The following is a 25,343-nucleotide window of genomic DNA, read 5'->3' on the forward strand; positions in this document are numbered from 1 at the left end:
CGGGTGCCTGCCAGCGGTGTGCCCAAAGGAACCATCGGCAACCGCGGGCGTTGTGTCGAAACGCCCAGTTTCACAAGAACGACGAGTTCCATCGTGCACGGTCGAACTGCCCTTCTCGGGGCCATTCTCATTGCATCCCTGGCGCTGTCGGCAGTAGCCGTCGACGGGTCCGCGGAGGTCTTCGAAGAATTCCACCGTATCTGCCTGGCCGACGGGCCGAACTTTCTGCGAATGAGTGAAGAAGCTCATCGTCGCGAACGGGAGAGCCTCGGGGAAGTCGGCTTTGACGAACTGGCACCAATCGCCAAACGATCGATGGTGCGGGTCTGGCTAACTATCAAGCCGGATGGTCACCTGCCCGCGGGAACCATCATTGGCGTCACCGAGGCATCGCTGGATGGCAGGGCGGTCGATACGTGCACCCTGGCACTGCCTGACACGGACCCGGTTGAATTCCAGAAAGCCCTGTTTGACAAAACAGATGCTGAGAAGATCTCGGAGGATCGCGGCCCGGAACAGATTGCCCGGCTATTTGTTGTCATCGTCCGCGGGCGCCAACAGTGGATAAGGCTTGCGCTTCCGGCGTCAGCATCGTCCGGGAAACCCCTCATTGTCGTCAGCTCGATTGTTCCAGCAGCAACGGCTGAGTCGAAGGGCGGCGCCGAATAGCTCGCTACCCTTATCCATTCGGAAAGCTCAGCGTACGCGCAGAATATCCGCCAGCCGTTCCTGCTTCGCCGCCGCCAGGCCAACATCCAGCCCCGACAGAACGTCTTTGAGGTGGCTTTTCATAAGCGCGGCCGCCCGCGCGCCGTCGCCATCCGCAATCGCCTCGACCAAGGCTTCGTGCGCATGGCTTTCGCATGTGGTCTCACGCTTCTTCCAATAGAGCGCGACGACGAGCGACGAACTGGAAACGAGCTCGCGAACGAAGTTCGTGAGCGCCGTGTGATTGGCGATTTCAGCGATCTCTATGTGAAACTGCGCCGATGCAGCAATCGCATCGCTGGCGTCCCCTGAACCGACGGCCTCGTGCTCCGCTTGCATATGCTTGCGCAGCCTGGAGATATCCGACTTCTTGGCAACTTCGGCTGCGATTGAAGCAACCTTCGGCTCGATCAGGAGCCTCGCCTCAAAAACCTCGCGGGCTTCCTGTTTGGTCGGGCTGGCGATGAAGGTTCCGCGATTTGGCTGAAGTTGCGCAAGTCGGTCATGGGTGAGCGCCTGAAGTGCCGATCGAACGACGGTTCGGCTGACGTCGTAGATCGACGCCAGCTCGTCCTCAGGCAGTTTCGTGCCGGGTGCCAGCCGATGACTGACAATCGCATCGCGCAAAGCGACATAGATCGGCCACCAACTGGTCTGCTTCTCCGCGGATCGGTCGTCCTTGAACATGAAGTTCTCTCGAAACACCTTAAACCCGCGATTTAATATCTTAGTGGTTGTGCGTCTAGCCGGTGCAGACGACTTCGAGCAAAGTATCGTCGATACTTGAGGCATGAGAGCCTCGCTGCGGTCCGTTGGGGTCGAAGCGCCTTACAGGGTGCTTCGACCCGGTGATGTTTACGGCCGGCCGATCTTTCGATCGCGGCTCTCTTCTGACACACCATTCGCCTCAGGAGGCGGCTCTCCATAGCCGGCAGCGATATCGTGGTGGGCGAATTCGTCAGGCTTCGTCAGGACGAACTGGTTGTCGGCGACGATGTAGTTGTTGGCATGCAAGCGGGCGATAGGCTGGTAGACTTCCGGAAGCACGTAGCGGCCACTCGCATCAAGGCATTCGTCGCGGACATACATCTGCACGACTTCGCCGATGACGATTGAGCGGCGGCCGTAATCGAGGATCTGCGACACGCGGCATTCCATGGCGCAGGGTGATTCCTGGATACGCGGCGGTGCGACCTTGACGGAAGGCAAGCTCGTCAGCCCGGAGATTTCAATCTCGTCGACGTCGCTTGGAAAATTGACGCCGGTGACGATCATTTCCTTGGCGATCGCCATGTCCACCATATGAACGACGAACTCGCCCGACCGCCGGATATTGGCGACGGTGTCCTTCGACGTGCCATCTGGCCGCGTCTGCATGCCAAGGATCAGCAGTGGCGGATCATGCGAGAACACGTTGAAGAAACTCATGGGCGCGGCGTTCTTGCAGCCCTGTTCGTCATTGGTGGTGACCAGTGCAATTGGCCGCGGTCCGACAAAGCTGCAAAGCAGGCGGTAGCGGTCCTTTTCCGGCAGTTCGGTAAAATCGAAATCCATGACTAGCTCCGTACGGCTGTTGCGAGCGCTGCGAGGCTGTCGTTTTCGCGCAGTTTGAGGCTGGCCGGGGCGTAGTCGGCGAGCTTTCCGGTGTAGGCTTTCGGCAACGGATAGGCCAGATCCCCGACCTTCGAGGTGCGCAGGCCCATGCCCACAATCGCCTCGGCGAACTTGACGGCGGCGGCAACGCCGTCGATGACGGGAACACCCAGTCGTTGCTGCAAGCGCTCCACTAGGTTCGACATCCCTGCGCAACCGAGCACGATCGCTTCTGCGCGATCTTCAATGAGAGCCTTCTGACACTCCGCCAATATCGCGGCATCTGCTGTCGAATCCGGCTTTTCTAGGTCGAGCACGGGCACATCAGTGGCGCGCACGCGCCGGCAGTGGTTCTGCATCCCGTAGCTGCGGACGAGGTGCTCGGAGATGATCCGAGTCCGCTCAAGAGTCGTTACGATCGAGAAACTCGTCGCCACGAACGTCGCGGCATGCATGGCAGATTCGGCGATGCCCAGGACTGGTGACGCGGTGATTTCGCGGGCGGCGAGCAGGCCGGGATCGCCAAAGCAGCCGATGATGTAAGCGTCCGCTGGTTTCCCTTGCGCAATCTCGTCGATCACCCCCACCACGCTCAAAGCCTCGTCGTAGTGCCCCTCGATCGAGGCAGCACCCGAGCGCGACGTCGCCAGGACTATTTCGCTTCCAGAAGCAGCAACCGTTCGAGCAGTGTCACCCATGAGCTCTGTCATGGTTGAAGTGGTATTCGGATTTATGAGTTTGATCAGCATTCAGTTCCTCCAAGATTGCATACAATAATCATCGATATTGCTGAAAGCGTCGGGCGTCTTAGGTGCCCAGGATTCGCGCCTTCAGCGCTTCGTTGCAGGCCCAGCGCGGCGAGAGAGCCAATGGTCGCAGCTCATCTTCCTCTCGACGTTCGTCGATTTCGCATTTTGTCGTCCGAAATGTCGACAATCTAAAATACGATCTTGACGCAATATTGTATGCATGAGACATTCCATATGTCTATACAAAACGGCGTGGAGGCCACTTGTATCGACGGCGCGAGGAGCGCCAAAACGGAGGAGAAAACTCATGTCAGTGAATAGACGTACGTTCCTGCAGGGGGCGGCCGGCGCTATCGGCTTGGCCGTGGCGCAAGGCGCTTTGTCGAAAATTGTCTATGCGCAAGGTGCCGCGGGCACGCTTAGGGTTGCTATCGCCAAACCGGCCGGCAACCTCGATCCGCAAAGCCATTATGCGATCTGGGCTATCCAGGATCTGATGTTTGAGCCGCTCGTGAAATACGGCAAGGGCGGCCAGATCGAGCCGTGCCTTGCGACCGACTGGAAGATCGAGGACGGCGGCAAGACCCTGCATCTGACGTTGCGCCAGGGCGTGACGTTCCAGGACGGCACCAAGTTCGACGCTGCCTCGTGCAAGTGGAATCTCGAGCGCTGGATGGGCCTCGACCAGTTCAGTTGGATGAATTGCTCCAAGCACTTCCAGTCGCTGGAGGTGATCGACGACCACAACATCACCCTGCATTTCAAGGAGCCGGTCCTCGCGCTGATGCAGGAACTTTCCTATACGCGGCCGACGCGCTTCCTGTCGCCCAAATCCGTGGGCGCCGACGGCAAGTTCAAGGACCCGGTCGGAACGGGGCCGTGGCGCCAGATCAGCGCCGACGACACCCAGAGTGTCTTCGAACATCACGAGGGCTACTGGGGTCAGTTGCCGTCCTATGAACGCCTTGAGGCCAAGGTTATTCCCGATGCGCGTTCGCGGGTCGCGGCTCTGCGCGCCGGCGAAATCGACCTCATCGGCGGCTTCTGGATTGCGCCGCTGACGCCGGAAGAAGGCAAGCAACTCGAGGGGGCCGGCTTCAACGTCGTCGTCGATCCGGGCAACGTCACGCTGGTGATGGCGTTCAACCCCGACCGCGCCGAAGCACTTAGGGATGCGCAGGTGCGAAAGGCCATCAGCATCGGCATCGATCGCGCGGCGATCTCCAAGGTGCTCTACCACGGCTACGCCAAGCCTGCCGGCAACATGTTCTCAGGCGCCTTGCCCTATGCCGGGACGCAATATGATGCACCGGTCCGCGACACTGCGGCCGCATCGGCGCTGCTCGAAAAGGCCGGCTGGACCGGAAGTCCCATAAGGTCCAAGGACGGCAAGCCGCTGACGCTCGAACTGGTCGTCAGCCCGGACGCCGTGCCGGGATCGCGCGTGATTGCCGAAGTCATCCAGTCCGAGATGAAGGAGATCGGCATTGATCTGGTGATCCGCTCGGTCGACCATGCCTCCAAGCACACCGATATGCTGGAGCAGAAATACGATCTCGGCTTCTTCCTGACCTACGGCGCACCATACGATCCGTTCGGCTCGATCGTGGCGCTCTGCCTGTCGACTTTCAAGAATGACGTCGAAGGCAAGCTGGTTACGGATCCGGTCAACCTCGATCCGTTGATCAATGCGGCGACGGCCGCGTCCGGGGATCAGATCCAGCCGACCATCCAGAAGGTTTACGACTGGCTCAGGGACAACGACGCGATTGCGCCGCTCGTCTACGTGCCGAGCATCTGGGCGCATTCCAAGCGGCTCCACGGCTTTACTAGCCCGATCACCGAATACGACATGCCCTACGACAACATTCTGCTGGACGAATAGGAGGGTACCTTGATCCACTTCATCAGCAAGCGGCTGAAGCATTCCCTGGTCCTGTTGTTCATGGCGTCCGTGGTTTGCTTCACTCTCGTCGTGTCGGCGCCCGGCAATGTTGCCGTCCTGATTGCCGAACTGCGGGGAGCCGTCGCCACACCCGGTTATGTTGAACAAGTTGAAGAAGAGATAGGACTGAACAAGCCACTGCTGATGCGCTACGTGGATTGGCTGGGGGATGCCGTTCGCGGAGATTTCGGCATCTCCTACCGAACTGGTCAGGACGTCAGTGCGGATCTCGCAAACCGGATGCTCGTGACCGGAATCCTGATTGCGGGCTCGGCGGTGATCGCCACCCTCATCAGTCTGGCGCTTGGGTTCCTCGGTGCCTTCTGGCCCTACAAATTGCCGGACCGCGTTTCGCGCGGTCTGGCGCTCCTCGGTGCATCGACCCCGACCTTCTTCGTCGGTGCGCTGATGATCTACGCCTTCTCCGTCACCTTCCAGCTCCTGCCGTCCTTCGGTTTCGACGGCCCGAAGAGCTGGATCCTGCCATGGCTCACCATCGCGGTTCTCCCGGCGGCCGTTCTCAGTCGCGTCGTGCGGGTGGGACTCGAAGAAGCGATGACCAGCCCCTTCGTTCTGACCGCAAAGAGCAAGGGCCTCGGCCGCACCGCCATCCTCTTCCGCGAGGCGCTGCCCAACATCACGCCCATCTTCATCAACGCGCTTGGCACCCAGGTCGGCCTGATGACGGCGACCGCCATCATCGTCGAGCCGCTGTTCGCCTGGCAGGGTGTGGGCGACTACTTCCTCGCCGGCGTGCGCTTCCGCGACTTCATGGTGGTGCAGGCCTGCCTGCTCATCTTCCTCACGTTCTTCATCGTGGTGAACCTGATCGTCGATCTGGCAGTGCTGCTGACCGATCCGCGCATCCGTCGCCAATGGAGCTGATCATGAACATGCTCAATCCCATCCTGGCCCGATTGAACAAGATGCCGCGCGCGGCACTGATCACCATCGGCCTCTTCGTTGCCCTCGGAACCTTCGCGCCCTGGCTGGCGCCTCAGGACCCGAGCACCCAGAACTTGCTCGATGCCGGTCTCGGCCCTTCTGCTGCGCACTGGCTCGGGACCGACCACCTCGGGCGCGACACTTTCAGTCGCTTGATCATCGCAGCGAACACTTCGCTTGTCAGCGTCGGTTCGGTTCTCGGCGTCGCCATGACCATCGGCATCCTGCTCGGGACGATCGCCGGCTATCATCGGGGTTGGGTCGACGACCTCCTGATGCGCGTCGTCGATGTCGGCCTGTCCGTGCCGAGCCTGATCATCTCGCTGGCGGTTATCGGCATTGTGGGTCCCGGGTACTGGACGATGGTGCTGGCGCTGGCGCTTGCCTGGTGGCCGATGAGCGGCCGCATCAGCCGGGCGGTCGCCGTCAGCATCATGAGCAAGCCGCATATCGAGGCTCTGCGGGTGCTCGGCGCCAGCCCCTGGCGCATTTACTTCGGCCACCTTCTGCCGGGCACCATCGGTTCGGTGATGGTCTATGCGACGGCGGATGCCGGCACGGCCGCACTCGCGGTCGCGACCTTGAGCTTCCTTGGCCTGGGTATCCAGCCGCCGACGCCGGAGTGGGGGCAGATGCTGGTGGATGCGCTGCCCTATCTCGAATCCGACCCGCGTCAGGTTCTGCTGCCGGGCTTTGCTCTCACCATGGCCGTCATCGGCTTCAACACGCTTGGCGAGTCGATCGCGCTCAACCGTATTCCGAAACCGCTCACAAGGCGCATGCTCGCGATGCGTCGCGCCGAGGTCGCAAGCTGGAGCAAGGAGAAATCCGATGCATGACCAACCGCTCCTTGATGTCAGCAACCTGACGGTCAACTTGCTGACCGCGAAATCGGCGGTCCGTCCCGTCGACGGTGTCAGCTATTCGGTCCGACAGGGCGAATGTCTCGCCATCGTCGGCGAAAGCGGCAGTGGCAAGACGGTGATGAACTTCGCGCCGCTCGGCCTGATGCCAACCGGCGTGACGACGATGCTGTCCGGCTCCGTCAAGCTCGAGGGGCGGGAGCTGATCGGCCTGCCCGAGGCCGAGATCCAGAAGCTGCGCGGCAAGTCCGTCGGCTTCATCTTCCAGGACCCGATGAGCGCGCTCAACCCGGTGCGCCGGATCGGCCGGCAGATTGCCGAGATGGCCGAACTGCATCTGAACATGACGTCCAAAGCGGCGGAAGCGCGCGCGCTCGAACTCGTGAAACTCGTCGGCATCTCCGATCCCGCGGCACGGCTTCGGCAATACCCGCATGAGCTCTCCGGCGGTCTGAGACAACGCATCGTCATTGCCATTGCGCTTGCCGGCGAGCCGAAGCTCCTGATCGCCGACGAGCCGACGACCGCGCTCGATGTCACGGTTCAGGCGCAGATCCTGCGGCTGCTGAAGGACGTGCAACGCCGGCTGAACATGGCGATGGTGCTGATCACGCACGACATGGGCGTGGTCGCGGGTGCTGCCGACAACATCGTCGTCATGTATGCGGCGCGTGCCGCAGAATGCGGCCCGGTGGACAAGGTTCTGGTCAGTCCACGTCACCCCTACACCAGGGGTCTGATCAACGCGATCCCGAGGCGAGAGGACCCAATCGGTTTGGAGTTCCGGGGGCTTCCCGGCATCCCGCCGACGCTTGGTGCGCCGATCAAAGGCTGTGCCCTTGCGCCGCGCTGCGAGTTGGCCGTCCCGGCATGCGGCAACAGCCGCCCACCGCTCGTCCGGTCGGACGACAGCGCCGTTCTCGTGGCTTGCCCCGTCGTCAATCAAGGAAAGGCTGCCGCATGACACAAGCACCCGTTCTCAAAGTCGAAAACCTCCAGACGCGCTTCAAGAGCGTTCAGCGGGGCAAGTATGTGCATGCCGTCGACGATGTCTCGATCGAGCTCTATCCGGGCGAAATCGTCGGCCTGGTCGGCGAATCCGGCTGCGGCAAGTCGACCCTCGGCCGCACCATCGTCGGGCTCGAGAAGGCGACGAGCGGCCGCGTGCTGCTCGACGGTGTCGACCTCACCACTCTGTCCGGAGCCGCCCTGCGCGACAGCCGCCGGGCGCTGCAGTACGTCTTCCAGGATCCCTATTCGTCCCTCAACGACCGCCAGACGGTGGGCGAAGCGCTCGACGAAGCGCTGGTGATCGCCGGCACCCGGTCACCCGAGGAGCGCGATCGTCGCACGAAGGAATTGCTGGATCAGGTGGGCCTCGCCTCCGTGGTCAGGGAGCGTCACACGCGCGAGCTTTCGGGCGGTCAGCGTCAGCGCGTGGCGATTGCGCGATCGCTCGCCGTGAACCCGCGGGTGTTGATCTGCGATGAACCGGTGAGCGCGCTCGATCTTTCGATCCGTGCGCAGGTGATGAACCTCTTCCTGCGGCTGCAGAAGGATCTCGGCGTCGCGTGCCTGTTCATTGCCCACGATCTTGCCCTGGTGCGGCAGGCGGCATCGCGCGTCTACGTCATGTATCTCGGCAAGCTCGTCGAGCATGGTCCGTCGCAGGAGCTTTACGACCGCCCGAGCCATCCCTATTCGCAGATGCTCTTGGCTTCGGCGCCCGAGGTGGATCCACGGATCGAAAAGAACCGCCGAGGGCCGTTGATGATCGGAGAGGTGCCGAGCCCGACCAACCCGCCCTCCGGCTGCCGATTCCGAACCCGCTGCCCACTTGCGGTCGACGATTGCGCCAAGGCGTTGCCGCCAGCCCACGTGCTTTCGCCGGGACATACGGCGGCCTGCACCTTCGCAGCGGACCTTCATCGCGGCAAGCGGTCGGCGCTCCTTCAACAGGAGGTGTCGGCTGCCTAGTGTTGGAAGCGCCGGCTCATGGATAGGCAAGGCAACCTCTCGGCGGCGCTTCGCTCGCCCAGGTGGACGCCTTCGCAGAAGCCCCAGATTCCCTCGCATCCTTCAAGCTGGGGATGCGCACCTGCCCCGCCTTCGAGCGGGGCTCTTTTTCAAAGGGTCTGATCTCGCGCTTTTCTACGATATGTTTCCTTAACTCAGAGCCGATTTAAGAACAGGCGATGGGTAAAACTGTGAGCTTAGCAGCTCAAATTGGCCTGGAGCGTCGTTGCGTGACCTCAGCCCCGCTTAACATGCCACGGACCATAGGAGAGTCTTATGAATCCTGCGGTAGAAAAATGCGCGCGCTCAACCACACGTAATGGTCTGGCATCGAATGGATTGCACAAAGTCGAGCTACCCCCAACCGGTCGTCCGGAAGCCAGGTCCGTTTCGAATCGCCCCAGAAATGAATCCTTGCTCGCAATTGTTGACAACGGTGTGCCAATCCTTTCCAAGGATTCATGGACACCACACACGAGATGATGACCGCCCTCAGGGCCGGCCGCGCCCTGCTGGGACTGAGCCAGGGGGAGCTGGCGGCGCTTGCCGGCGTCAGCCGCCAGGTCGTCGTCAGAATCGAGAAGTGCGAGGGCAACGTTCCCTGCCGCTGCCCAAGCTGGATCAGCGCACGGGCGAACGGCCCGTACGGGTACGGTGTGCGCGCTGCCACTGTTGTGTAGGCTTTTATTTCAAGAAAGCCGAAATGCCTCGACCGGGTGGTGTTCGGAAGAACCATCCGCGTTGGCGTAAGGGTGGCAATAGGATTGCCCTTGAGCCCAATGACATCGCGTCGGTGCGGAAGCATCGACCATTCGAAGAAGGTTCGCAGGCGCTTCAGGCACTCCTGTGCCTGCCTCTTTGCACCCCTGCTTTTCATCGCTGTTATCAAGAAGCTCACATCGGCGTCGGTGACATCCGAGATGGGCTTCAACATCCAGGGGTTACGATTGGGGTTGGGAAGGTTCCGCCGGATGTCGCCGACCACCCTTTCTGTGGTTCTGTTCCGTTCCCGGGTCGGCAGCTAGGCTATGTAATCCTCCATGACGGAGGCAAAAGTGCTTCTGCGGCGAAGAACCTCCTCGTCCCGCCTTCTGGCCTCCTCGATAGCCGGATCGACGCCGAGGCGGACCTGCTCGTTCCAGTGGTCAGCTATCGCGCGCGCCTCCGCCGTCGAGACGGTTGGAAACTTGCCGATTGGACGCCGCGAAGGGTTCGGCGATGCGCCGAAGCGGGCCAGCAGGGTGAAGGTCTTGCTCCTGGAGCCGATGCGGATCACAAGGTTCTCGATGGAGGCATCTTTGATCTCGTAGCGATCTTCCGCCGATGCCGCGAAAGGCAGCTTGGCGACGATGGTGTCATTGAGGTGTCGTCTTTTGCATCATTTATCCCCTTTGAACTTGCGGGCAATCAGTCGCCTCGCGCGCTTGCTCTTTATTGCCGTGACCATCGAGGTCACGCCTCGGTCGGTGACCTTCGGAACCGTCATGGACAACCACCTCTCGGAGTTGAGGAACTCCCGCTGGATGTCGCGGACCATCGCGTCCGCAGACCTGTCCCGCTTCCGGGTGGGGAGTCGGGCGAGGTAGTCCTGCATCACGGAGGCGAAGGCGCTTCAGGCCAATGCGGCGATTGCCAAACGCCGTCGCTCACGGACTACAGCGTCCCCGATTTCGAGGTGCGCGCCGGCCCCGTTCCGGCGCATGCCGCCTATCCCGGTTGCCGCCCGAGGTCAGAAGCTGACAGAAAGTTCGATCTTGCCGTCCCACACGTCGAGGTCGTTCTGGCCAAAACTCAGGTAGCCGGCACTCGCCTCCAGTTGCAGCGCCTCGGATAGCAGCATACGGACGCCGGACCGCAGCGAGAAGGACCACGGCGAAGGCGTGGCAAGTGACAGATCGCCAGTGAGTATCCGCCCGTCATTCGGTCTCTCGAACTCGTACTTGGCGCCGACCTCCGCGAAAGCCATGAACGGCGTGCCGTCGGGCGTTTCCATGATGCGGCTGACCTCGGTCGTTGCTTCCAGATAGCCGTAGTTGAAGCTCTCCTCCGGCAGTTCGACGCTGACCGGAAGGCTCAGAATATCCCCGTTGAGATCATAGGCATCATTGACGATGTGGGAGAAGGAGACCGTCGCCTTCGGCCGGATGAAGTATTCGTCCACCTTGTATTGGCCGTGCAGGTTCAGTTGAGCCGAGTACCGATCGGTATCATAGCTGCCGTCGAGGACGCTCAATTCCATATCATTGTTGTAGTGGCCGTAGGTCAGCGACGTATCCACAGCCCACTGCGGTGAAAGCCGAACGGCAACATAGGGCCCAACGCTGAAGCCGTCGGTATCGACCTTCAGGTCGCCGCCGAAACCGTCGCTGTCGCTGGTTTCCAACGAGAATGTAATGCCGGCGACGACATTTTCGCCGAACCGGCGGTCGAGCGAGAACGTCACATTCTGGAGGTTGGTATCGAGGTCGAGGCCATACCGCTCGTCCGAGATGCCAAGAGCGCGGCCTCCCATCCGGAAATTCCAGAGCGCTTGCTGGCCGAACTGACGGCCCTCGGTCAATGGTACCTGGTTTGCCAGCGCCTGACGTTGTTGCTCGAACGCGATCAGGATCTCCTGTGAACAGATCGGCAGGTCGCGTTCCTTCGGCCTATCGCCGGGCGCCGATGATCGTGGATCGATACAATAGTAGACCGGTTGGCCAGCCGCCGTCCGAGCGCCCCTGTGCGCGGCACTCAATTCCGTCCCCGGCCTGACAATGATGATTGGTGGTGGCATTACCACCCCGGGCCCAGGGAGCGTGCCAATGGGTGGCGTTACGCCTCCCGGCAGCGTCCCGATGGGTGGGGTCACGCCGCCTGGCAGTGTGCCGATCGGTGGCGTCACGCCTCCCGGCAACGTCCCGATGGGTGGGGTCACGCCGCCGGGCAGTGTGCCGATGGGCGGGGTCACGCCTCCCGGCAACGTCCCGATGGGCGGGGTCACGCCGCCTGGCAGTGTGCCGATCGGTGGCGTTACACCGCCCGGCAACGTCCCGATGGGCGGGGTCACGCCGCCCGGCAGCGTGCCGATCGGTGGCGTTACGCCACCCGGCAACGTCCCGATGGGCGGGGTCACGCCGCCGGGCAGTGTGCCGATCGGTGGCGTTACACCGCCCGGCAACGTCCCGATGGGCGGGGTCACGCCGCCCGGCAATGTTCCAATCGGCGGTGCGAAATCGGGAAACAGGTTGCCGATCGGCGGAACGACGCGGCCCGGCAGAACGACAGCCGGGTTGCCGGCCAGGGGAGGGAGCCTGAAATCGCGTTCCTGGTTCTGTGTGTCGAGCAGACAGGGCTTGTTGTCGCCCATGCTGTAGAGCTTGTGGGTGCCGCCATTGCCGCTCGAGACAAAGGGCGAGAGTGACAGGTGAAGGCCACGGCGGGTCTTGGACCAGGTGTCGACGGTCTGATTGCCTTGCGCGGCTTCCAGGCTGAACGACCCGGCAGACGTGCCGGAAAGCCACACGGAGTTCGACCCGTTTTTGATGTTGCCCAGGTAGGCAAGGCCGCCATTGGCGTCACAGTTCGCCGCAACGGCAGGCACGGCGCTGCCGAAGAGGCACAAACCAACGAGCAAGGCCCTTGACGTCGGAGCACACAGAAACATGGTCGAATTCCCCACAGTTACCATCCTTTGTCGAGTCGGCAGCCGACACAAAATAGCAGTCTTGCGGAGGGCCAATTGCGCACGGTTGGGCAATTCACGGTTGCGACCCTCCAGATGACGCACATGCCAAGGCAGTATATTTCGTCGCGCCGTAGCGGCCAGCCGATGGCGAAACGCGCTACAACTGAGGTCCTCGCACCTGCGCCGGGCTGACAAATCGGCGCCGATCGCGCCCAGCTCCACAGCACGCGCCGGCCAATCCGTGCAACAGGCATAGATCCAGAAGCGAGCCCATCGCCGGCGATGATAGGGACGGCGTGCAATGCTATTGCCCCCACAACAACCATTGCTCGCAATGGTGGCAGGGGGCATTCGCCCCAGTCAACCGGGCAAAGGTAGGGGAAATTGTTCTTGAGCATGAGATGGGGAAGAGAAACTGGCCCCCGTCGAAAGAAAACGGAGGTTTGTTGAAGAAAGATGTTGCCACGCAAATGCCGGTGAGAAATATAGCTCGGTCTCCACGGGGGGATTGATCGTTGCTCAATGCAAGATACATCGTCATCAACCCTTCATATGACCGCGCTCAAGTGGCGCCGTGTTTCGATCTTGTTTCCCGGAAAGATGTGAATGTTTAACAGGACGCCGCGCAAAGAAGCCTTCCGAGTTGCAAGACGGGGAGGAGCATTGGCCTTGCTCTTCGTTCTGGCCGGCTGCGGTGGACAACCGAAAGGCGTCATGACGCCAGTGGCGCTGGCGAAACCCGGCACCACGTCCGAGGTTGATATGCTGGTGGCAACGACACGCGAGCCTTCCGGCGATCCGGCGACCCTGTTTTCCGGCGAGCGCAGCGCGACGCCGCACCTGACCGACGTGGCGGTGTCGATCCCACAGCGCCGTGAGCCCGGCACCGTGCAATGGCCGCGACGGCTGCCGCCGAATCCGGAGACCGACTTCGCCGTGACGCGTGTGAGCGAAGTGCCCTCGCCGGCGGCGGCCCATGGGTGGTTCCGTCAGCACACGGTCGACGGCCACGTGTTGCTGTTCGTGCACGGCTTCAACAACCGCTATGAGGACTCGGTCTTCCGGCTGGCGCAGATCGTGCATGATTCCGGTGCGCAGACGACGCCGATCCTGTTTACCTGGCCGTCCCGCGCCAGCGTGCTCGCCTACAACTACGACAAGGAAAGCACCAACTACTCGAGGACCGCACTCGAAAACACCTTGCGCACCCTGGCGAATGCGCCGGATGTGAAGGACGTGACCATCCTCGCCCATTCGATGGGAACGTGGCTGACGATGGAATCGCTGCGGCAAATGGGCATTCGCGACGGGCGCATCGCGCCGAAGATCCAGAATGTCATTCTCGCCTCGCCCGATATCGACCTCGACGTCTTCGCCAAACAATGGGTGGACATGGGCAAGAAGCGGCCGAAATTCACGATTTTCGTATCGCAGGACGACCGCGCCTTGGCTGTCTCCAGTCTTATCTCCGGCGATGTCTCGCGCCTGGGAGCGGTCGACCCGTCGGCGGAACCCTATCGCACGCAGCTCGAACGCGCCGGCATCACGGCGATCGACCTCACCAAGGTCAAGACGGAAGACAGCCTGCATCATGGCAAATTCGCCGAGAGCCCGCAGATCGTCCAACTGATCGGTCAGCGCCTCGTGAAGGGTCAGACGCTGACCGATTCGGACGTCTCGCTCGGCGATGGCATCACAGCCGTCGTCGCCGGCGCGGCCAAGAATGTTGGCACGGTCGCAGCGGTCACCATTAGCGCGCCGGTGAAAATTCTCGAACAGCCGACGCTGCATAGGAAAAAGCCGAAGCTGGATGAAACTCTGGCGAGCGGCAGCCAGGCGGACGGTGCCCCGAATTAAGCGCCTTGCATGTTCCGGTTCTAAGGCGACGTACCGGCCGATCGCCGAATGCACCGGAAGCCGATATGGCTCGTCGTCGTATCGATTTCCGGTTGCGAGGAATGCAGCAGGGCTTGGCGGCGGCGTCGGGATGACGCGTCGTCCAGAAGTCCGACGTCCATTCACAGACGCTGCCGCTCATGTCGTAGACCCCGTAGGCATTCGGTGGGAATGCTCGTACCGATGAGTCGCTCGAAGCCGTCGTTTCGTGGTCGACACTGGAGCACACTCGTGTTCAAACCACGCAGTGGGCGAGCGCAGACATCATCACAGCAGCAAGAGTTTCTTCAGGACCGAAAAGACCTCCTTGAAGGGGAGCTTCGTCGCACCGGCGACGGCAAACGGTATGAGAGCGGCGGCTGCCACCGGCACAACTGCCGTCCGGCTGACCAGCATCGATGAGAGCTTGCGTGTCGTTTCGAACAGTTTTGTCGGGTCGGCAATGTCTTCTTCCGGCTCGGGGGTTGCGTCCGTAAGCACATTGCGTCCCAGCACCTTTCGCTCCGCCGCGCGATGAAAGCGCGTGGCCTGGGTGCCAAGCATCAGCAGGCCGGTTTCCTTGAGGCGTGCGAGCGGCTGTGAAAAGGCCGATAGCGGATAGGCAAACAGCGCAAGCACGATCGCCAGCCAGCCGCCCATGATCATGCTGAACGTCGTCATCGAGAGGCTCTCCTGCAGCAGATGCTTGGCGACAGCCGCTGCGATTGCCGAACTCATGCCGAAGACGAAGAACATGTAGGCGTTCGGATATTGCGCGAGAAAGCCGAGGCCGCCCTTTCCGTCCGGATGCGCCGCGACGAGGCGGAGTTCCAATTTGGCGATCTTGCGCAACAATTGCGCCCCGACAAAATGCCGCCAGATGCCGCGCAGCAGCAGAAACACGAAGAGAGGCAGGCTGACGCAGATCGTCCACCATCCCGCCGCCGTGATCGTGTTACCATCCGGCCCATGCAGGACGGCCCAGGAAGAGGCTTGTGTGGTGTGGAGGTTGCCGTACGAAAACAGCGCGGCAGCAAGCGCCAGACTCAGGCAAACCACCTCGGCCGTTCGAGAGTCCCGTTGCCGCAACGCCGAGGCGATCGCGTCGGCGGCCCGGGGGAGCGAAGTCGGTGCGATCAGTGGCGCACGCACGAGCTGCGCGAGCTTAATGCGCAGGCCGCGCTCAACCTGTTGCTCCGCGAGCACGAAGGCGGCGACCGCGATGAAGAACTTTGCCCAGACCCCTGGATCGGTCAGGTAACCGCCCTGACCGTGGTCGAGCGAAAAACTCCGCGGCAATCCCAACAGGAGGGGAACACCCCAGGCGAGCGCCACAAACAGTATCGCCCGCTTGCCGGATTGCAGCGCATTTTCGTGCAACAGCCGCAGCCGGGACTGAAGCTCGTAAAACGGCCCGCCGCGAGACGCGAGAAACTCGGCAATCTTCGCCTGCCGCGCTGCAAGCGCAGTGGCGCCTGCGTCGTTGCCTGTTGCTCCGTCAGCGGGGGCCTCTACACTCATCAGCATCAATCCTCAACGATTTGCCAGTTGTCGTTCGGGTTGAACTGGCGGATGCCTTCGGCGACGCTTTGTGTCTGATCGCCGAGATCAGCCTGATAGACGATGCCGTTGCGGTTGACGACGAAGGTGTGAACGCCCGTGACACCGTACTTCACCGGCCACGCGACGAGTGCGAAGCCGGCAATCATGTTGCCGTTGATCACGTAGTCGTATTTGCCGCCGGCGATGTTCTCGCCTTGGCTGGTGAGCACGCGGTAATGATAGCCGAAATAGCCCTTTCCGGCCCTGGCCTTGGCGACGGCGGCGCCGTCCGCGAGTGCGGCGCCGGCCGGGCTTTCCGGACCGCCGGGGCTCGAGGGCCAAAAGAGGCCGTCCATCGCGCCATCGCTGCTGATCAGCTTCTGGGCATATTCCAGCACGCCGTCGCCGTCGTGGTCCTGCAGCGCATATTCCTGTTGGGCATCGGCATAGGCGCCGACGGTCGCGATCGCCTGAAGTTCATTTTCGCCAACGCGGCGATTGGCGATCTCTTCAAGGCCTGTATAGGTGTCGAAGGCCCATTTGCCGTCGTCGCCCTTGGCGATCGGGAAGGGCAGCGGCCACAGCACGTTGCCGATTTCCAGGATCTTGCGGCTCTCCACGTCCTCGACGACGATCTTCTCCTTCACGCCAGCCTGAATGTCGGCGAAGGTCTCCATCACGCCGTCGCTGGCCTTTGCCTTTGCGACGTCGAGGCCGAGCAGGCCCGCAAGCTTGTCGAAGTCTCCCGCTGTGACGGTGGTCTTGAACGCCTCGATTGCCTGTTCTGCAGTGTCGAACACCGGCGGATCGACGGGGGCAGCATACTCTGCGAGCGGGCTCTCCGCCGACGTGGCGGCGTCCTGCGCCCAGGCGACCGCAAGCGATGCACCGCAAAGAACGGAGCCGGCGAGCGAAGTCAGAAGCACGTTACGAATGTTCTTGGCCATGTTCGTTCTCTCCATCCGGCTCATCTGTGGCGACCGCCGCCGCGCTTGATCTCGCGGTGCGGCTTGCCGCCGCCGCGGTGACCGCCGCCGAGCGCCTGGGCGCCCCGGTTCGAATGAACCTGCGTCGCCTTGCCGCTTTGCACCCGCCCCAGCGCCGACGGCTTGTTTCCGCCGGGTCGCTCGATCTTGCCGCCGGGCTTCGGCCTGCTGATCTGGCGATCGATCTTGGCACTCGGCCTGACATTGCTGACCTTGTTGCCGACGGCAGGCCTGGATTTCACCGCGTCGGCGGGTTTTCTGTTGCCGGCGGCGGCTTTGTTCCGACCGGCATCGATCTGCTGGCGCGCCTCGACCTTGCTTTTGCGCACGTCATCGACCGAGATCCTGTTGGCCTGGTTCCTGACCGAGCCGATGTGATCGGTGCGCACCGTTTTCGCCCGGTTGGCGATGTTGTTGTCTTTCACGGACTTGAAATCGTTCCTGATCGAGGTGCGGTCGATCTTGGCGAACTGGTTCTTGTCGAAGCTGATCTTGTTGCGGTCGACATTCTTCCAATCGACGTCGTTAAAGTTCACCTTGCCGTTGATGTCGACATCATTGAAGCAGCGGTTGCAATCGATATCGATATCGTCGCCATTCCAGCGACCGCCCCAAACACCCCAGTCATCCCAGTCGACGACGGCGCCGAAAACGGCACCGGTAACGAAGCCGGCGAAAAAGGTCGCAGTCGGGTAATAGTAGTTCGGATAGGGGTCGGGATAGTAAGCGATCGGCGCGGGCACGTAGCCCGGAACATAGAGCATTTCCGGTTCATACTGCGGCACATAGATCTTTTCCGGATTGGCCGCCTGGATGACGACGTTGTCGTTGTCCTGGGTCACCGTGATCTTGTCGTCGGATTTGATGACGCCGTCGGCAACGGCCTTGTCGCGAAGCTGCTGGATCGCGACGAGCACGTCCTTCTGCTGATAGGCGAGTGCGTCGCCGAGCGACTGCGTCCAGTCGAGATCATCGCTCATCATCTTGACGATCTCGGGATAGTTCAAAAGCGAGATGATGCTGCCATCCCAACTGTCCTTGGGCTTCAGATCCTTGTTCGCCTTCTGCTGTTCGAGGAAGCGTGCCGCTTCGACGATCTGCAGCGGATAGAGAGAGGCCGAGGTGACGAGTGCGACGAGCTCGTCCGGGTAAAGCGCGATGCGGGCGACCAGAATCTCGAGCTCTTCTTCGCTGAGCGGCTGGGGCGGCGCTTCCGCCGTGCCGGATGCGCCAGCGGCCTGCTCCTGCGCAAACGCGGTCGTGCCAAATGGGGACGACAAGCCTGGCGCAAAGGCAATGGCTGTCGCCAGCATCAGTTTGCCGGTCAATGCAAGGGTATTCGATACGGCTGGTTGCACACGCTGGGAATAAAGACTGACAGACATAGCCTCTCCACTCTCGCCATCGGCGTTGGACACATAAGCGTGACGTAAGATCAGGCTCAGCGATTTGCCTTGCTCAAAGGTCAGCCGGGTTCAATGTAGCAGGATCGCAGAAGATAGATTGCACAAGAGTGGGCAATCTATCTTGCGGTTGCATTCATTCTTCAATGACATGAAGAAAGGCGATATTTCGCGTCGCACGGCATCGTGTTGGCACGTGCGGCAGGCTCAAAAGTCAGTTGGCGGATCGCTCGCCTTCATTGCAGACGCACGCAATGCTTGCTGCGATCCTCGCCGCGCGTCGGCAGGAAAGCTTCGCGCCGCAAGCCAAAGAGCGGCCGCCGTCGCGAGCAGCGAAACCGGGACCAGTATCATGGCGCGATGCAGGCCGATTGCCCTGAACTGTTCGGTCACCTCGATGCCGCCCGCTTCCGCCATTGCGCGCAGGGCATAACTGTCGGAAAGCAGGCCCATCAGCACCGGCCCGCCAGCGCCACCCATGAGCGATGATGCGGCGACGTATATGGCCATCGCGGTGGCTCGATCGCGCGGCGCAACGACATCGTGCATGGCCGGAAGTGCGCAGACCGGGAGCGCGTATTGGGCAAGCCATCCCAGGCCGAACACCAACACGAACAGTTCGGGTTGTTCGGGGCCGAGCAGCAGGCCACACCACGTCGCACACGCAGCGAAGGCAAGGCACACGCTGCCCATCAGCAGCCGGCCGCGCTCTGTGCGTTCATGCAGGCGATCGGCGATCCCGCCGCCGAGGGTGAGGCCCACAAGCCCGGTGAGCCCCACGATCACCCCCGCCGAAATACCAGCCGTCGCCAGCGGCAAGGCAAAATAGCGTTGCAGCAGCGGCACCAGGAACGTGTTCGTCCCGTAGGCCGCGAAGTTGCTGGTGATGCCGGCCAGGACGATCCATCGCAGCGTCGTTATTCCGGTGATCTCGCGGATCGAATTTCCGGTTGCAGCGGCCGGGGTGATCCGGACCGTTTCTGCGGCCCCGCGCTCCGGTTCGCGGATATTGAAGATCAGGGCTGCCAACAGGAGCCCTGGGGCCAGGGCGATGACAAAGGGCGAACGCCAGGAGCCGAAGGTGCTGGCGATCGCCCCAACGACGGAGTAGGCGAGCAGGAGCCCGACGGGCACGCCGAGGGCAAAGGTTCCGATCGCTCGGGAGCGCCTGTTGGCAGGAAAGAGGTCGCCGATCAGGGAACTCGCGGCCGGTACGCAGCTTGCTTCACCGATGGCAACGCCGATGCGGGTCGCCACAAAGGACGCAAAATTCCAGGAGGCAGCGCCAAGTGCGGTGCAGACACTCCAGACGATCAAACCGCAGCCGATGATCATCTTTCGCGATCTGACGTCGGCCAGGCGTCCCAGTGGCACTGCGACGGCTGCGAAGACCACCGTAAAGGTTGCAATGAGGCTTCCAAACTCGAAGTCGGTCAGGTTCCATTCATGGCGTATGGGCTCCGCGACAATGGCGGGGATGGCACGGTCGAAGATGTTCAGAAGGTTAGCAAAAAACAGCAGAGCCAGCACGCGCCATGCATCGGGGGCTTGATGCGGATCCTTCATGCTCAATGGTGATCCTGCTCATATTCATTCACCTGCCGGACGAGCACAGCGGGCTTCAGAAGTTTGAGACGCTTGTAGGCGATTTCGATGACATGCGTTCGTTCAAGCTCACGAAGGATGGTCCCGACGGCGTTTCGGGACAGGTTGGCGAGATGCGCCAGTTCCTCCTGTGCAAGGTCGAGTTCGGGCTCGCTCTCGACAAGGCCCTTGCCGCGCCGATATCCGCCCAGCCGCAACAGGACGGCAAAGCATCGGACATCGGAGTTCCGGATGAGCAGGTCCCGTGCAGCGCCGACAGCGACATCCTGGTTACTGACGATGAGCCGCGCGAAGTGACGCCATGCGTCGCTTCTCATTGAGGGATCGTTGATGATCGCATCGACTTCGCGCAGCGGCAGCACAAACATCTGCAGGGGAACCTGTGCCAACACACGTATCCGCCGGGGCTCGCGCGTGAGGACCGCCGCCGCTCCAAACCAGTCACCGGGCCGCAGGATGTGCGATAGCCTTGGCAGGCCGTCGCGCGTCACCGTCGACACCGCAACGTGACCGGAAACAACGCCCATCATGCTGCCAGGCGGATCGCCGATGTCATAGACGACCTTGCCCGGCGCGAACGACGCCAAATATCCCCTTGCCAGCACCGCATCCTGGAACGATGTCGGCGTGCTGTTCAGCCAGTCGGTCCCCCGCAGGAATTGGTTCTCTGAGCCGTTCGCCATCAGGTGCTTTCCAGACACGGTGCCGTTTGTGCGACTTTGGATATTCATCAAGCAAAACCTCCCGAAACCTGGACAGTTGCATCGACTTTCAACGGCAGATGAAAGCAGAATTGGGCGATCCAGTCCCGGCGGCGGCCATCGGTGCTCAATCTGCCATTGGAATTCCAGATGAATTGCACAACTTTGGGCAGTTGTCTTCCGAAATTGACGCTATCCTCGCGAGAGATGAGGCAATGCGAGAGGGGACGGCATGGCTGCGAGAACACCCACAATACTTCTGGTTCGCGACTCGGCTGGGCGCGGCCGCAAGCGGCCGCGCCGATTTGGGCTGATGCTGGCTGCGATTGCGACTTTGTTATCGCCAGTTGAGGCGGCCCTTGCGCAGGATGCGTCAGGCGCACAGTCGCTCGATCAGGCGGCGAACGACCCGACGGCGTCGATCATGTCGCTGCAATTGGCCGACTGGTACACGCCGACCTATCACCACCTTGACGACAGCGACAACGCCATCGCGCTGCGCGCCGCGATCCCCTTCGAGCTTGGCGGAATCGACAACATTTTCAGAATCACCGCGCCGATCATCACCGATCATCCGGCTTTGGAACCCGGCCTTGGCGACATCACGATCTTCGACCTGATGGTCTTCAATGAAAATTGGGGACGCTGGGGCGTCGGCGCAGTCGCGCTGCTGCCGACAGGTGGTGACCATCGAGGCGCCGACCAGTGGGCGCTCGGTCCCGCGCTCGGCTTCACCGCGCCCGTCTCCGATGATCTGCTGGTTGGCCTCTTCAATCAGAACCTGTTCCATATCGGCGGCGATCAGGCGCTGGGCCAGGCCGATGTCAACGTCAGTACGTTCCAGCCGATCCTGAGCCACAAGCTCGGCGGCGGCTGGTCGGTCGGCTTTTCCGAGATGCAGATCGCCTACGACTGGGAGGACGGCCGTTTTTCCAGCCTTCCGCTCGGCATTCAGGTCTCCAAATTACAGAAATTTGGAGACCTGCCGGTTCAGTTCAGCCTGCAATACGAACATAACTTCGCCGATAGCCAGGTGGCGCCCAGCGATACGATACGCGCGACTGTGAAATTCCTGTTCGCATCGAAGTGATTCGACCGCGGTTTCGACAGGATGGAGTGAGGCAATTGATGCAACGCAGAATGTATTTAAGTGCTGCCGCCGTGCTAGCCGTGTCCGCCGGTTCGGCGAATGCGCTCGAAGGGGGAACAAGCGCCTACCTGCTCGGTAGTCGGGATACGTTTGCCGGGGCTGTTGGCAAGCCGGGCAGTACCATCGTCACGAACAACTTCTTCTATTGGCATGGCGACGCGCCGACGCTCAGTCTCGGTGGTGTTGCGGTCGCCAACCCGGAAGTCGACATTTACCTTTATCGGCTCGATATCGCCCATTTCTTTGACGTCGAAATCTTCGGTGGAACGCCTGGTTTTGTGCTTTCGGTCCCAGCCGGCTCCGGGGCCGTCGACGCCTCCGGCGCCGTCGGGCGGTTTTCCGGCGCGGTGGAGGACGAAAACATCGGCTTCAGCGATCCCATCCTGACCTCGGTGATCGGCTGGCACGCCGGAAACTTCCACTACAGCGCCGGTGTTTCCTTCTTCCTTCCCTGGGGCAAGTACAACTCCGCGACCGTCGATTTGGGACCGCCGCCGGAGATCGACGATTTCCTGAATTTCGGCAAGAACCGGCTGACGATCATGCCGGTTGTCAGCGCTACCTATCTCGACCCCAGCGACGGCCTTGAATTCTCAGGCGCCATGAGCCTTGAATTTCCATTCGAGAACAGCGCAACCGATTGGCGGACGGCACCGATCCTCAATCTCGAAGGGGCGGTGCTCCAGCATCTGCCGAGCGGCTTTGCATTCGGCGTTGCCGGCTACATGTCCCAACAAATCGGCGAGGACAGCGGCGCGGGTGCCGATTCCTTCAAGGCGACGGTTGGCGCGGACAGTTTGAAGGCCCGTGTTTTCGGCATCGGACCCATCCTGACCTACAGCACGAAATTTGACGAAACGCCGGTGAACTTCAAGATGAAATACACGCACGAATTTGCCGCCAAACGCCGGTTTGAGAGCGATGTCGTGAGCCTTTCGGTTAACTTCTCTTTCTAGCCGGAGGCACGCCAAGCGAGTGAAACGCGTCTCGTGGAGAGACGGCCGTCAGCTGCGATTTTGCCATGGTGGAGTTGCCTCCCGATGGTCGATCGCTGCCCGCAGCCGGATGCTTGCGAGCGGTTGAGCACAGCCAGGGCGGGTGCCGAAATGATGTGGTGTCCCCGACCCGCGTGTCGGGGGCAAGGTGTGAAGGTTTCGAACCGAATTTCCCAAGGAGGAAAGCGATGCCACGTTCGTTGAAATCAGGGCGACTACAGTTGCTGAAACATCCGCTTCGGCCAGTCACTCTCTCCCTTGCCCTGTCGCTCGCGGCTCTTGCGCTGCCGGCCTACGGCCAATCTGTGCCGACTGACGGATCGGTGCTGCCGTTTCCGGCAGAACCGATGAAAGGGGCGGCCAAGCCGCGCCTGCAGGACTCCACGATGGAATGGCCGACCGCGCCGCAGCGGCTGCCGGAAAATGCGCCGAACATCCTGATCGTCCTCTTGGATGACGTCGGTTTCGGCATCTCCGAGGCCTTCGGCGGTGAGGTCCGCACCCCAACGCTGACGCGACTTGCCGGTGAAGGCATCAGCTTTACCGGGTTCAATACCACGTCGATCTGCTCGCCGACGCGCGCCTCGCTGCTGACCGGCCGCAACCACACCCGCGTCGGCTCGGGCACAATCGCCGAACGCGCCGTCGCTTTCGACGGCTACACCGGCGTCATCCCGAAGACGGCGGCCACAGTTGCCGAAGTGTTGAAGAACTACGGCTACCACACCTCGGCCTTTGGCAAGTGGCACAATACGCCGGCGACCGAAACGACCGCCATCGGTCCGAAGGACCGCTGGCCGAACGCCTATGGCTTTGAACATTTCTACGGCTTTCTCGGCGGCGAGACCTCGCAGTGGGAGCCGCGCCTGACCGAGAACTACGACGCGGTCGAGCCGCCGCACGATGATCCGAAATATCATCTGACCGAGGACATGGTCGACAAGGCGCTGAAATGGCTGGACGACAGCCGGGCCTTCGATCCGGATAAACCGTTCATGATGTATTGGGCGCCGGGCGGCGTCCACGGGCCGCATCACATCTTTCCGGAATGGGCCGACAAATACAAGGGCAAGTTCGCCGGCGGCTGGGACGCCTATCGCGAACGCACCTACAAGCGCCAACTCGAAAAGGGTATCATTCCAGCCGACACGAAGCTCACCGAGCGCGACCCCACCATGGCGTCCTGGGACAGCATTCCCGAAGCCCAGCGCCCCTTCCAGGAACGGCTGATGGAACTCTTCGCCGGTTTCGTCGAGCATACCGACACGCAGGTCGGCAGGCTCATCGACGGCATGGAGCAACGTGGTCTCAAGGACAACACGCTGATCTTCTACATCTTCGGCGACAACGGTTCGAGCTCCGAAGGCCAGCAGGGCTCGATCAGCGAGCTGCTGGCGCAGAACAATATCGCAAACACCGTCGACCAACAGATCGCCGCCCTTGAAAAGATAGGTGGCCTTTCGGCGCTCGGCACCGGCAGGACCGACAACATGTATCACGCCGGCTGGGCCTGGGCCGGCGGCACGCCGTTCAAGGGTACCAAGCTGATGGCGTCCTATTTCGGCGGTACCCGCAACCCGATGGTCGTCTCCTGGCCCGGCCGCATCAAGCATGACGGCAAGGTCCGCGAGCAATTCCATCACGTCGTCGACATCGCGCCGACGATCTATGACATTCTGAAGATCAAGCCGCCGACAGCGGTCAACGGCTACGAGCAGATGCCTATCGACGGCACGAGCTTGGCCTACACCTTCGGCGATGCCGACGCGCAACCGCAGAAGAAGGAACAGTTCTTCGACAACAACGGTAGCCGTGGTCTTTATCTCGACGGTTGGTTCGCGGGTACTGCCGGGCCATTCATCCCCTGGGATACGCCCGGATCGGCGAAGCGCGTGGCCAACTGGGATTCGGCCAAGGACCAGTGGCAACTCTACGATCTGCGGACCGATTTCTCGCAGGCAACGGACCTGGCTACGCAGAACCCGCAGAAGCTCGAGGAAATGAAGAAGCGCTTCCTCGGGGTCGCCGAAGAGAACAAGGACTTCCCGATCGGCGCGGGCAACTGGCTGCGCCTGCATCCGGAAGATCGCATCAAGTCGGAGTACGACAAGTGGACCTTCAGCCAGACAACGCGCCGCATGCCGGAGTTCGCGGCTCCCGGTGTCGGGCGTGAGAGCAACAGCGTCAAGATCGATGCGGAGTTCGGCGAAAACGCCAATGGCGTGCTTTACGCGGTTGGCGGCGCGGCCGGCGGTCTATCCGTCTACATGGAGGACGGCCGTCTCGTCTACGAATACAACATGATGATCATCGAGAACTATCAGGCCCGGACGGAGAAGATCCCGGCCGGCAAGCACCAGATCGAGATCGTCACCTCGATCCCGAAACCGGCCGGTCCCGCTGAGGTGGTGATCACGGTCGACGGCAAGGAGGCGGCCAGGACGACAGTGGCTCGGACAGTGGCGGCGGCCTTCACCGCGACCGAATCCTTCGACGTCGGCGCCGACCTCGGTTCGCCGGTCTCTCAAGCCTATTTCGACAAGCGCCCGTTCGAGTTCGACGGCAAGATCGGAGAGGTCAAGGTCGAACTGAGCAATTAG

21 protein-coding genes and 1 pseudogene are annotated in these 25,343 nt (G+C 61.7%); 11 read left to right on the forward strand and 11 right to left on the reverse strand.

The annotated features are described in order from the left end of the window. The first annotated feature begins 3 nt into the window (after positions 1-3). A complete protein-coding gene (locus tag BC360_RS17235) occupies positions 4-669 on the forward strand; it encodes a hypothetical protein (protein WP_139110091.1) in 666 nt (221 codons plus the stop codon). A gap of 27 nt (positions 670-696) precedes the next feature. Here BC360_RS17235 and BC360_RS17240 read toward each other — a convergent pair whose 3' ends face one another. The 3 genes from BC360_RS17240 to BC360_RS17250 all read right to left on the reverse strand — a co-directional run bounded on the left by BC360_RS17240 (position 697) and on the right by BC360_RS17250 (position 3,050). Continuing rightward, positions 697-1,395, reverse strand: a complete 699-nt coding sequence (locus BC360_RS17240) for a GntR family transcriptional regulator (RefSeq protein ID WP_065796161.1) — start codon at positions 1,393-1,395, stop codon at positions 697-699. Positions 1,396-1,563: 168 nt separating this feature from the next. After that, positions 1,564-2,262, reverse strand: coding sequence for a flavin reductase family protein (locus tag BC360_RS17245; protein ID WP_065784186.1), 699 nt, complete (start codon positions 2,260-2,262; stop codon positions 1,564-1,566). Between the two features lie 2 nt (positions 2,263-2,264). Next, positions 2,265-3,050 (reverse strand): aspartate/glutamate racemase family protein, encoded by a 786-nt coding sequence (locus tag BC360_RS17250; protein WP_065796163.1) that lies wholly within the window; start codon positions 3,048-3,050, stop codon positions 2,265-2,267. Positions 3,051-3,357: 307 nt separating this feature from the next. Between BC360_RS17250 and BC360_RS17255 the strand changes: the two genes are divergently transcribed. The 6 genes from BC360_RS17255 to BC360_RS30890 all read left to right on the forward strand — a co-directional run bounded on the left by BC360_RS17255 (position 3,358) and on the right by BC360_RS30890 (position 9,499). Then, on the forward strand, positions 3,358-4,935 hold the full coding sequence (locus BC360_RS17255; protein ID WP_065796165.1) for a nickel ABC transporter substrate-binding protein: 1,578 nt from the start codon (positions 3,358-3,360) through the stop codon (positions 4,933-4,935). A gap of 9 nt (positions 4,936-4,944) precedes the next feature. Beyond that, a complete protein-coding gene (locus BC360_RS17260; RefSeq protein WP_065796167.1) occupies positions 4,945-5,880 on the forward strand; it encodes an ABC transporter permease in 936 nt (311 codons plus the stop codon). Beyond that, positions 5,871-6,779, forward strand: a complete 909-nt coding sequence (locus tag BC360_RS17265) for an ABC transporter permease (RefSeq protein ID WP_065796169.1) — start codon at positions 5,871-5,873, stop codon at positions 6,777-6,779. The genes BC360_RS17260 and BC360_RS17265 overlap by 10 nt, the downstream gene beginning before the upstream one ends. After that, positions 6,772-7,767, forward strand: a complete 996-nt coding sequence (locus tag BC360_RS17270) for an ABC transporter ATP-binding protein (protein ID WP_065796171.1) — start codon at positions 6,772-6,774, stop codon at positions 7,765-7,767. The genes BC360_RS17265 and BC360_RS17270 overlap by 8 nt, the downstream gene beginning before the upstream one ends. Beyond that, a complete protein-coding gene (locus BC360_RS17275) occupies positions 7,764-8,780 on the forward strand; it encodes an ABC transporter ATP-binding protein (RefSeq protein WP_065796173.1) in 1,017 nt (338 codons plus the stop codon). Before BC360_RS17270 ends, BC360_RS17275 begins: the two co-directional genes overlap by 4 nt. A gap of 521 nt (positions 8,781-9,301) precedes the next feature. Beyond that, positions 9,302-9,499: a helix-turn-helix transcriptional regulator gene (locus BC360_RS30890; protein ID WP_083222613.1), complete on the forward strand. Its 198-nt coding sequence runs from the start codon at positions 9,302-9,304 to the stop codon at positions 9,497-9,499. A gap of 341 nt (positions 9,500-9,840) precedes the next feature. Here the strand turns inward: BC360_RS30890 and BC360_RS17290 are convergent, their stop codons facing one another. Both BC360_RS17290 and BC360_RS17300 read right to left on the reverse strand, forming a co-directional pair. Next, the gene (locus tag BC360_RS17290) at positions 9,841-10,170 is read right to left on the reverse strand and encodes an integrase arm-type DNA-binding domain-containing protein (RefSeq protein ID WP_083222609.1); all 330 of its coding nucleotides are present in this window, start codon (positions 10,168-10,170) and stop codon (positions 9,841-9,843) included. 378 nt (positions 10,171-10,548) lie between these two features. Further along, positions 10,549-12,402: an autotransporter outer membrane beta-barrel domain-containing protein gene (locus BC360_RS17300; protein WP_244512761.1), complete on the reverse strand. Its 1,854-nt coding sequence runs from the start codon at positions 12,400-12,402 to the stop codon at positions 10,549-10,551. A gap of 690 nt (positions 12,403-13,092) precedes the next feature. Here BC360_RS17300 and BC360_RS17305 point away from each other — a divergent pair. Further along, the gene (locus tag BC360_RS17305) at positions 13,093-14,343 is read left to right on the forward strand and encodes an alpha/beta hydrolase (protein ID WP_065796181.1); all 1,251 of its coding nucleotides are present in this window, start codon (positions 13,093-13,095) and stop codon (positions 14,341-14,343) included. A gap of 20 nt (positions 14,344-14,363) precedes the next feature. Here the strand turns inward: BC360_RS17305 and BC360_RS30895 are convergent. From BC360_RS30895 to BC360_RS17330, 6 genes and pseudogenes are all read right to left on the reverse strand, one after another. Then, positions 14,364-14,569, reverse strand: a pseudogene (locus tag BC360_RS30895) (SUMF1/EgtB/PvdO family nonheme iron enzyme); the annotation flags it as partial. Positions 14,570-14,649: 80 nt separating this feature from the next. Continuing rightward, complete coding sequence (locus tag BC360_RS17310) at positions 14,650-15,882, reverse strand: hypothetical protein (RefSeq protein WP_244512762.1); 1,233 nt, start codon at positions 15,880-15,882, stop codon at positions 14,650-14,652. 5 nt (positions 15,883-15,887) lie between these two features. Continuing rightward, positions 15,888-16,850: a DUF2950 family protein gene (locus BC360_RS17315; RefSeq protein ID WP_065796185.1), complete on the reverse strand. Its 963-nt coding sequence runs from the start codon at positions 16,848-16,850 to the stop codon at positions 15,888-15,890. Between the two features lie 20 nt (positions 16,851-16,870). Beyond that, complete coding sequence (locus BC360_RS17320; RefSeq protein WP_065796299.1) at positions 16,871-18,202, reverse strand: DUF3300 domain-containing protein; 1,332 nt, start codon at positions 18,200-18,202, stop codon at positions 16,871-16,873. Between the two features lie 297 nt (positions 18,203-18,499). Further along, complete coding sequence (locus BC360_RS17325) at positions 18,500-19,858, reverse strand: MFS transporter (protein ID WP_065796187.1); 1,359 nt, start codon at positions 19,856-19,858, stop codon at positions 18,500-18,502. Positions 19,859-19,860: 2 nt separating this feature from the next. Continuing rightward, the gene (locus BC360_RS17330) at positions 19,861-20,628 is read right to left on the reverse strand and encodes a Crp/Fnr family transcriptional regulator (RefSeq protein ID WP_083222610.1); all 768 of its coding nucleotides are present in this window, start codon (positions 20,626-20,628) and stop codon (positions 19,861-19,863) included. A 283-nt stretch (positions 20,629-20,911) separates the two neighbouring features. On the opposite strand from BC360_RS17330, the gene BC360_RS17340 reads away from it, so the two are divergent. The 3 genes from BC360_RS17340 to BC360_RS17350 all read left to right on the forward strand — a co-directional run bounded on the left by BC360_RS17340 (position 20,912) and on the right by BC360_RS17350 (position 25,343). After that, a complete protein-coding gene (locus tag BC360_RS17340) occupies positions 20,912-21,688 on the forward strand; it encodes a hypothetical protein (RefSeq protein ID WP_065796193.1) in 777 nt (258 codons plus the stop codon). A gap of 38 nt (positions 21,689-21,726) precedes the next feature. Further along, the gene (locus BC360_RS17345) at positions 21,727-22,704 is read left to right on the forward strand and encodes a transporter (RefSeq protein ID WP_083222611.1); all 978 of its coding nucleotides are present in this window, start codon (positions 21,727-21,729) and stop codon (positions 22,702-22,704) included. A 227-nt stretch (positions 22,705-22,931) separates the two neighbouring features. Continuing rightward, a complete protein-coding gene (locus tag BC360_RS17350) occupies positions 22,932-25,343 on the forward strand; it encodes an arylsulfatase (RefSeq protein ID WP_065796197.1) in 2,412 nt (803 codons plus the stop codon).

Origin of the sequence: Ensifer sp. LC163, from assembly GCF_001695855.1 — a bacterium.
GTDB lineage: Bacteria > Pseudomonadota > Alphaproteobacteria > Rhizobiales > Rhizobiaceae > Ensifer.

What these genes read in the sequence shown, in the direction of transcription:
- BC360_RS17240 (WP_065796161.1), bottom strand. Translation starts at nt 1,395, where the DNA reads ATGTTCAAGGACGACCGATCCGCGGAGAAGCAGACCAGTTGGTGGCCG.
- BC360_RS17245 (WP_065784186.1), bottom strand. Translation starts at nt 2,262, where the DNA reads ATGGATTTCGATTTTACCGAACTGCCGGAAAAGGACCGCTACCGCCTG.
- BC360_RS17250 (WP_065796163.1), bottom strand. Translation starts at nt 3,050, where the DNA reads ATGCTGATCAAACTCATAAATCCGAATACCACTTCAACCATGACAGAG.
- BC360_RS17255 (WP_065796165.1), top strand. Translation starts at nt 3,358, where the DNA reads ATGTCAGTGAATAGACGTACGTTCCTGCAGGGGGCGGCCGGCGCTATC.
- BC360_RS17265 (WP_065796169.1), top strand. Translation starts at nt 5,871, where the DNA reads ATGGAGCTGATCATGAACATGCTCAATCCCATCCTGGCCCGATTGAAC.
- BC360_RS17270 (WP_065796171.1), top strand. Translation starts at nt 6,772, where the DNA reads ATGCATGACCAACCGCTCCTTGATGTCAGCAACCTGACGGTCAACTTG.
- BC360_RS17275 (WP_065796173.1), top strand. Translation starts at nt 7,764, where the DNA reads ATGACACAAGCACCCGTTCTCAAAGTCGAAAACCTCCAGACGCGCTTC.
- BC360_RS30890 (WP_083222613.1), top strand. Translation starts at nt 9,302, where the DNA reads ATGACCGCCCTCAGGGCCGGCCGCGCCCTGCTGGGACTGAGCCAGGGG.
- BC360_RS17305 (WP_065796181.1), top strand. Translation starts at nt 13,093, where the DNA reads ATGTTTAACAGGACGCCGCGCAAAGAAGCCTTCCGAGTTGCAAGACGG.
- BC360_RS17310 (WP_244512762.1), bottom strand. Translation starts at nt 15,882, where the DNA reads ATGAGTGTAGAGGCCCCCGCTGACGGAGCAACAGGCAACGACGCAGGC.
- BC360_RS17315 (WP_065796185.1), bottom strand. Translation starts at nt 16,850, where the DNA reads ATGGCCAAGAACATTCGTAACGTGCTTCTGACTTCGCTCGCCGGCTCC.
- BC360_RS17320 (WP_065796299.1), bottom strand. Translation starts at nt 18,202, where the DNA reads ATGCTGGCGACAGCCATTGCCTTTGCGCCAGGCTTGTCGTCCCCATTT.
- BC360_RS17325 (WP_065796187.1), bottom strand. Translation starts at nt 19,858, where the DNA reads ATGAAGGATCCGCATCAAGCCCCCGATGCATGGCGCGTGCTGGCTCTG.
- BC360_RS17330 (WP_083222610.1), bottom strand. Translation starts at nt 20,628, where the DNA reads ATGAATATCCAAAGTCGCACAAACGGCACCGTGTCTGGAAAGCACCTG.
- BC360_RS17340 (WP_065796193.1), top strand. Translation starts at nt 20,912, where the DNA reads ATGCTGGCTGCGATTGCGACTTTGTTATCGCCAGTTGAGGCGGCCCTT.
- BC360_RS17345 (WP_083222611.1), top strand. Translation starts at nt 21,727, where the DNA reads ATGCAACGCAGAATGTATTTAAGTGCTGCCGCCGTGCTAGCCGTGTCC.
- BC360_RS17350 (WP_065796197.1), top strand. Translation starts at nt 22,932, where the DNA reads ATGCCACGTTCGTTGAAATCAGGGCGACTACAGTTGCTGAAACATCCG.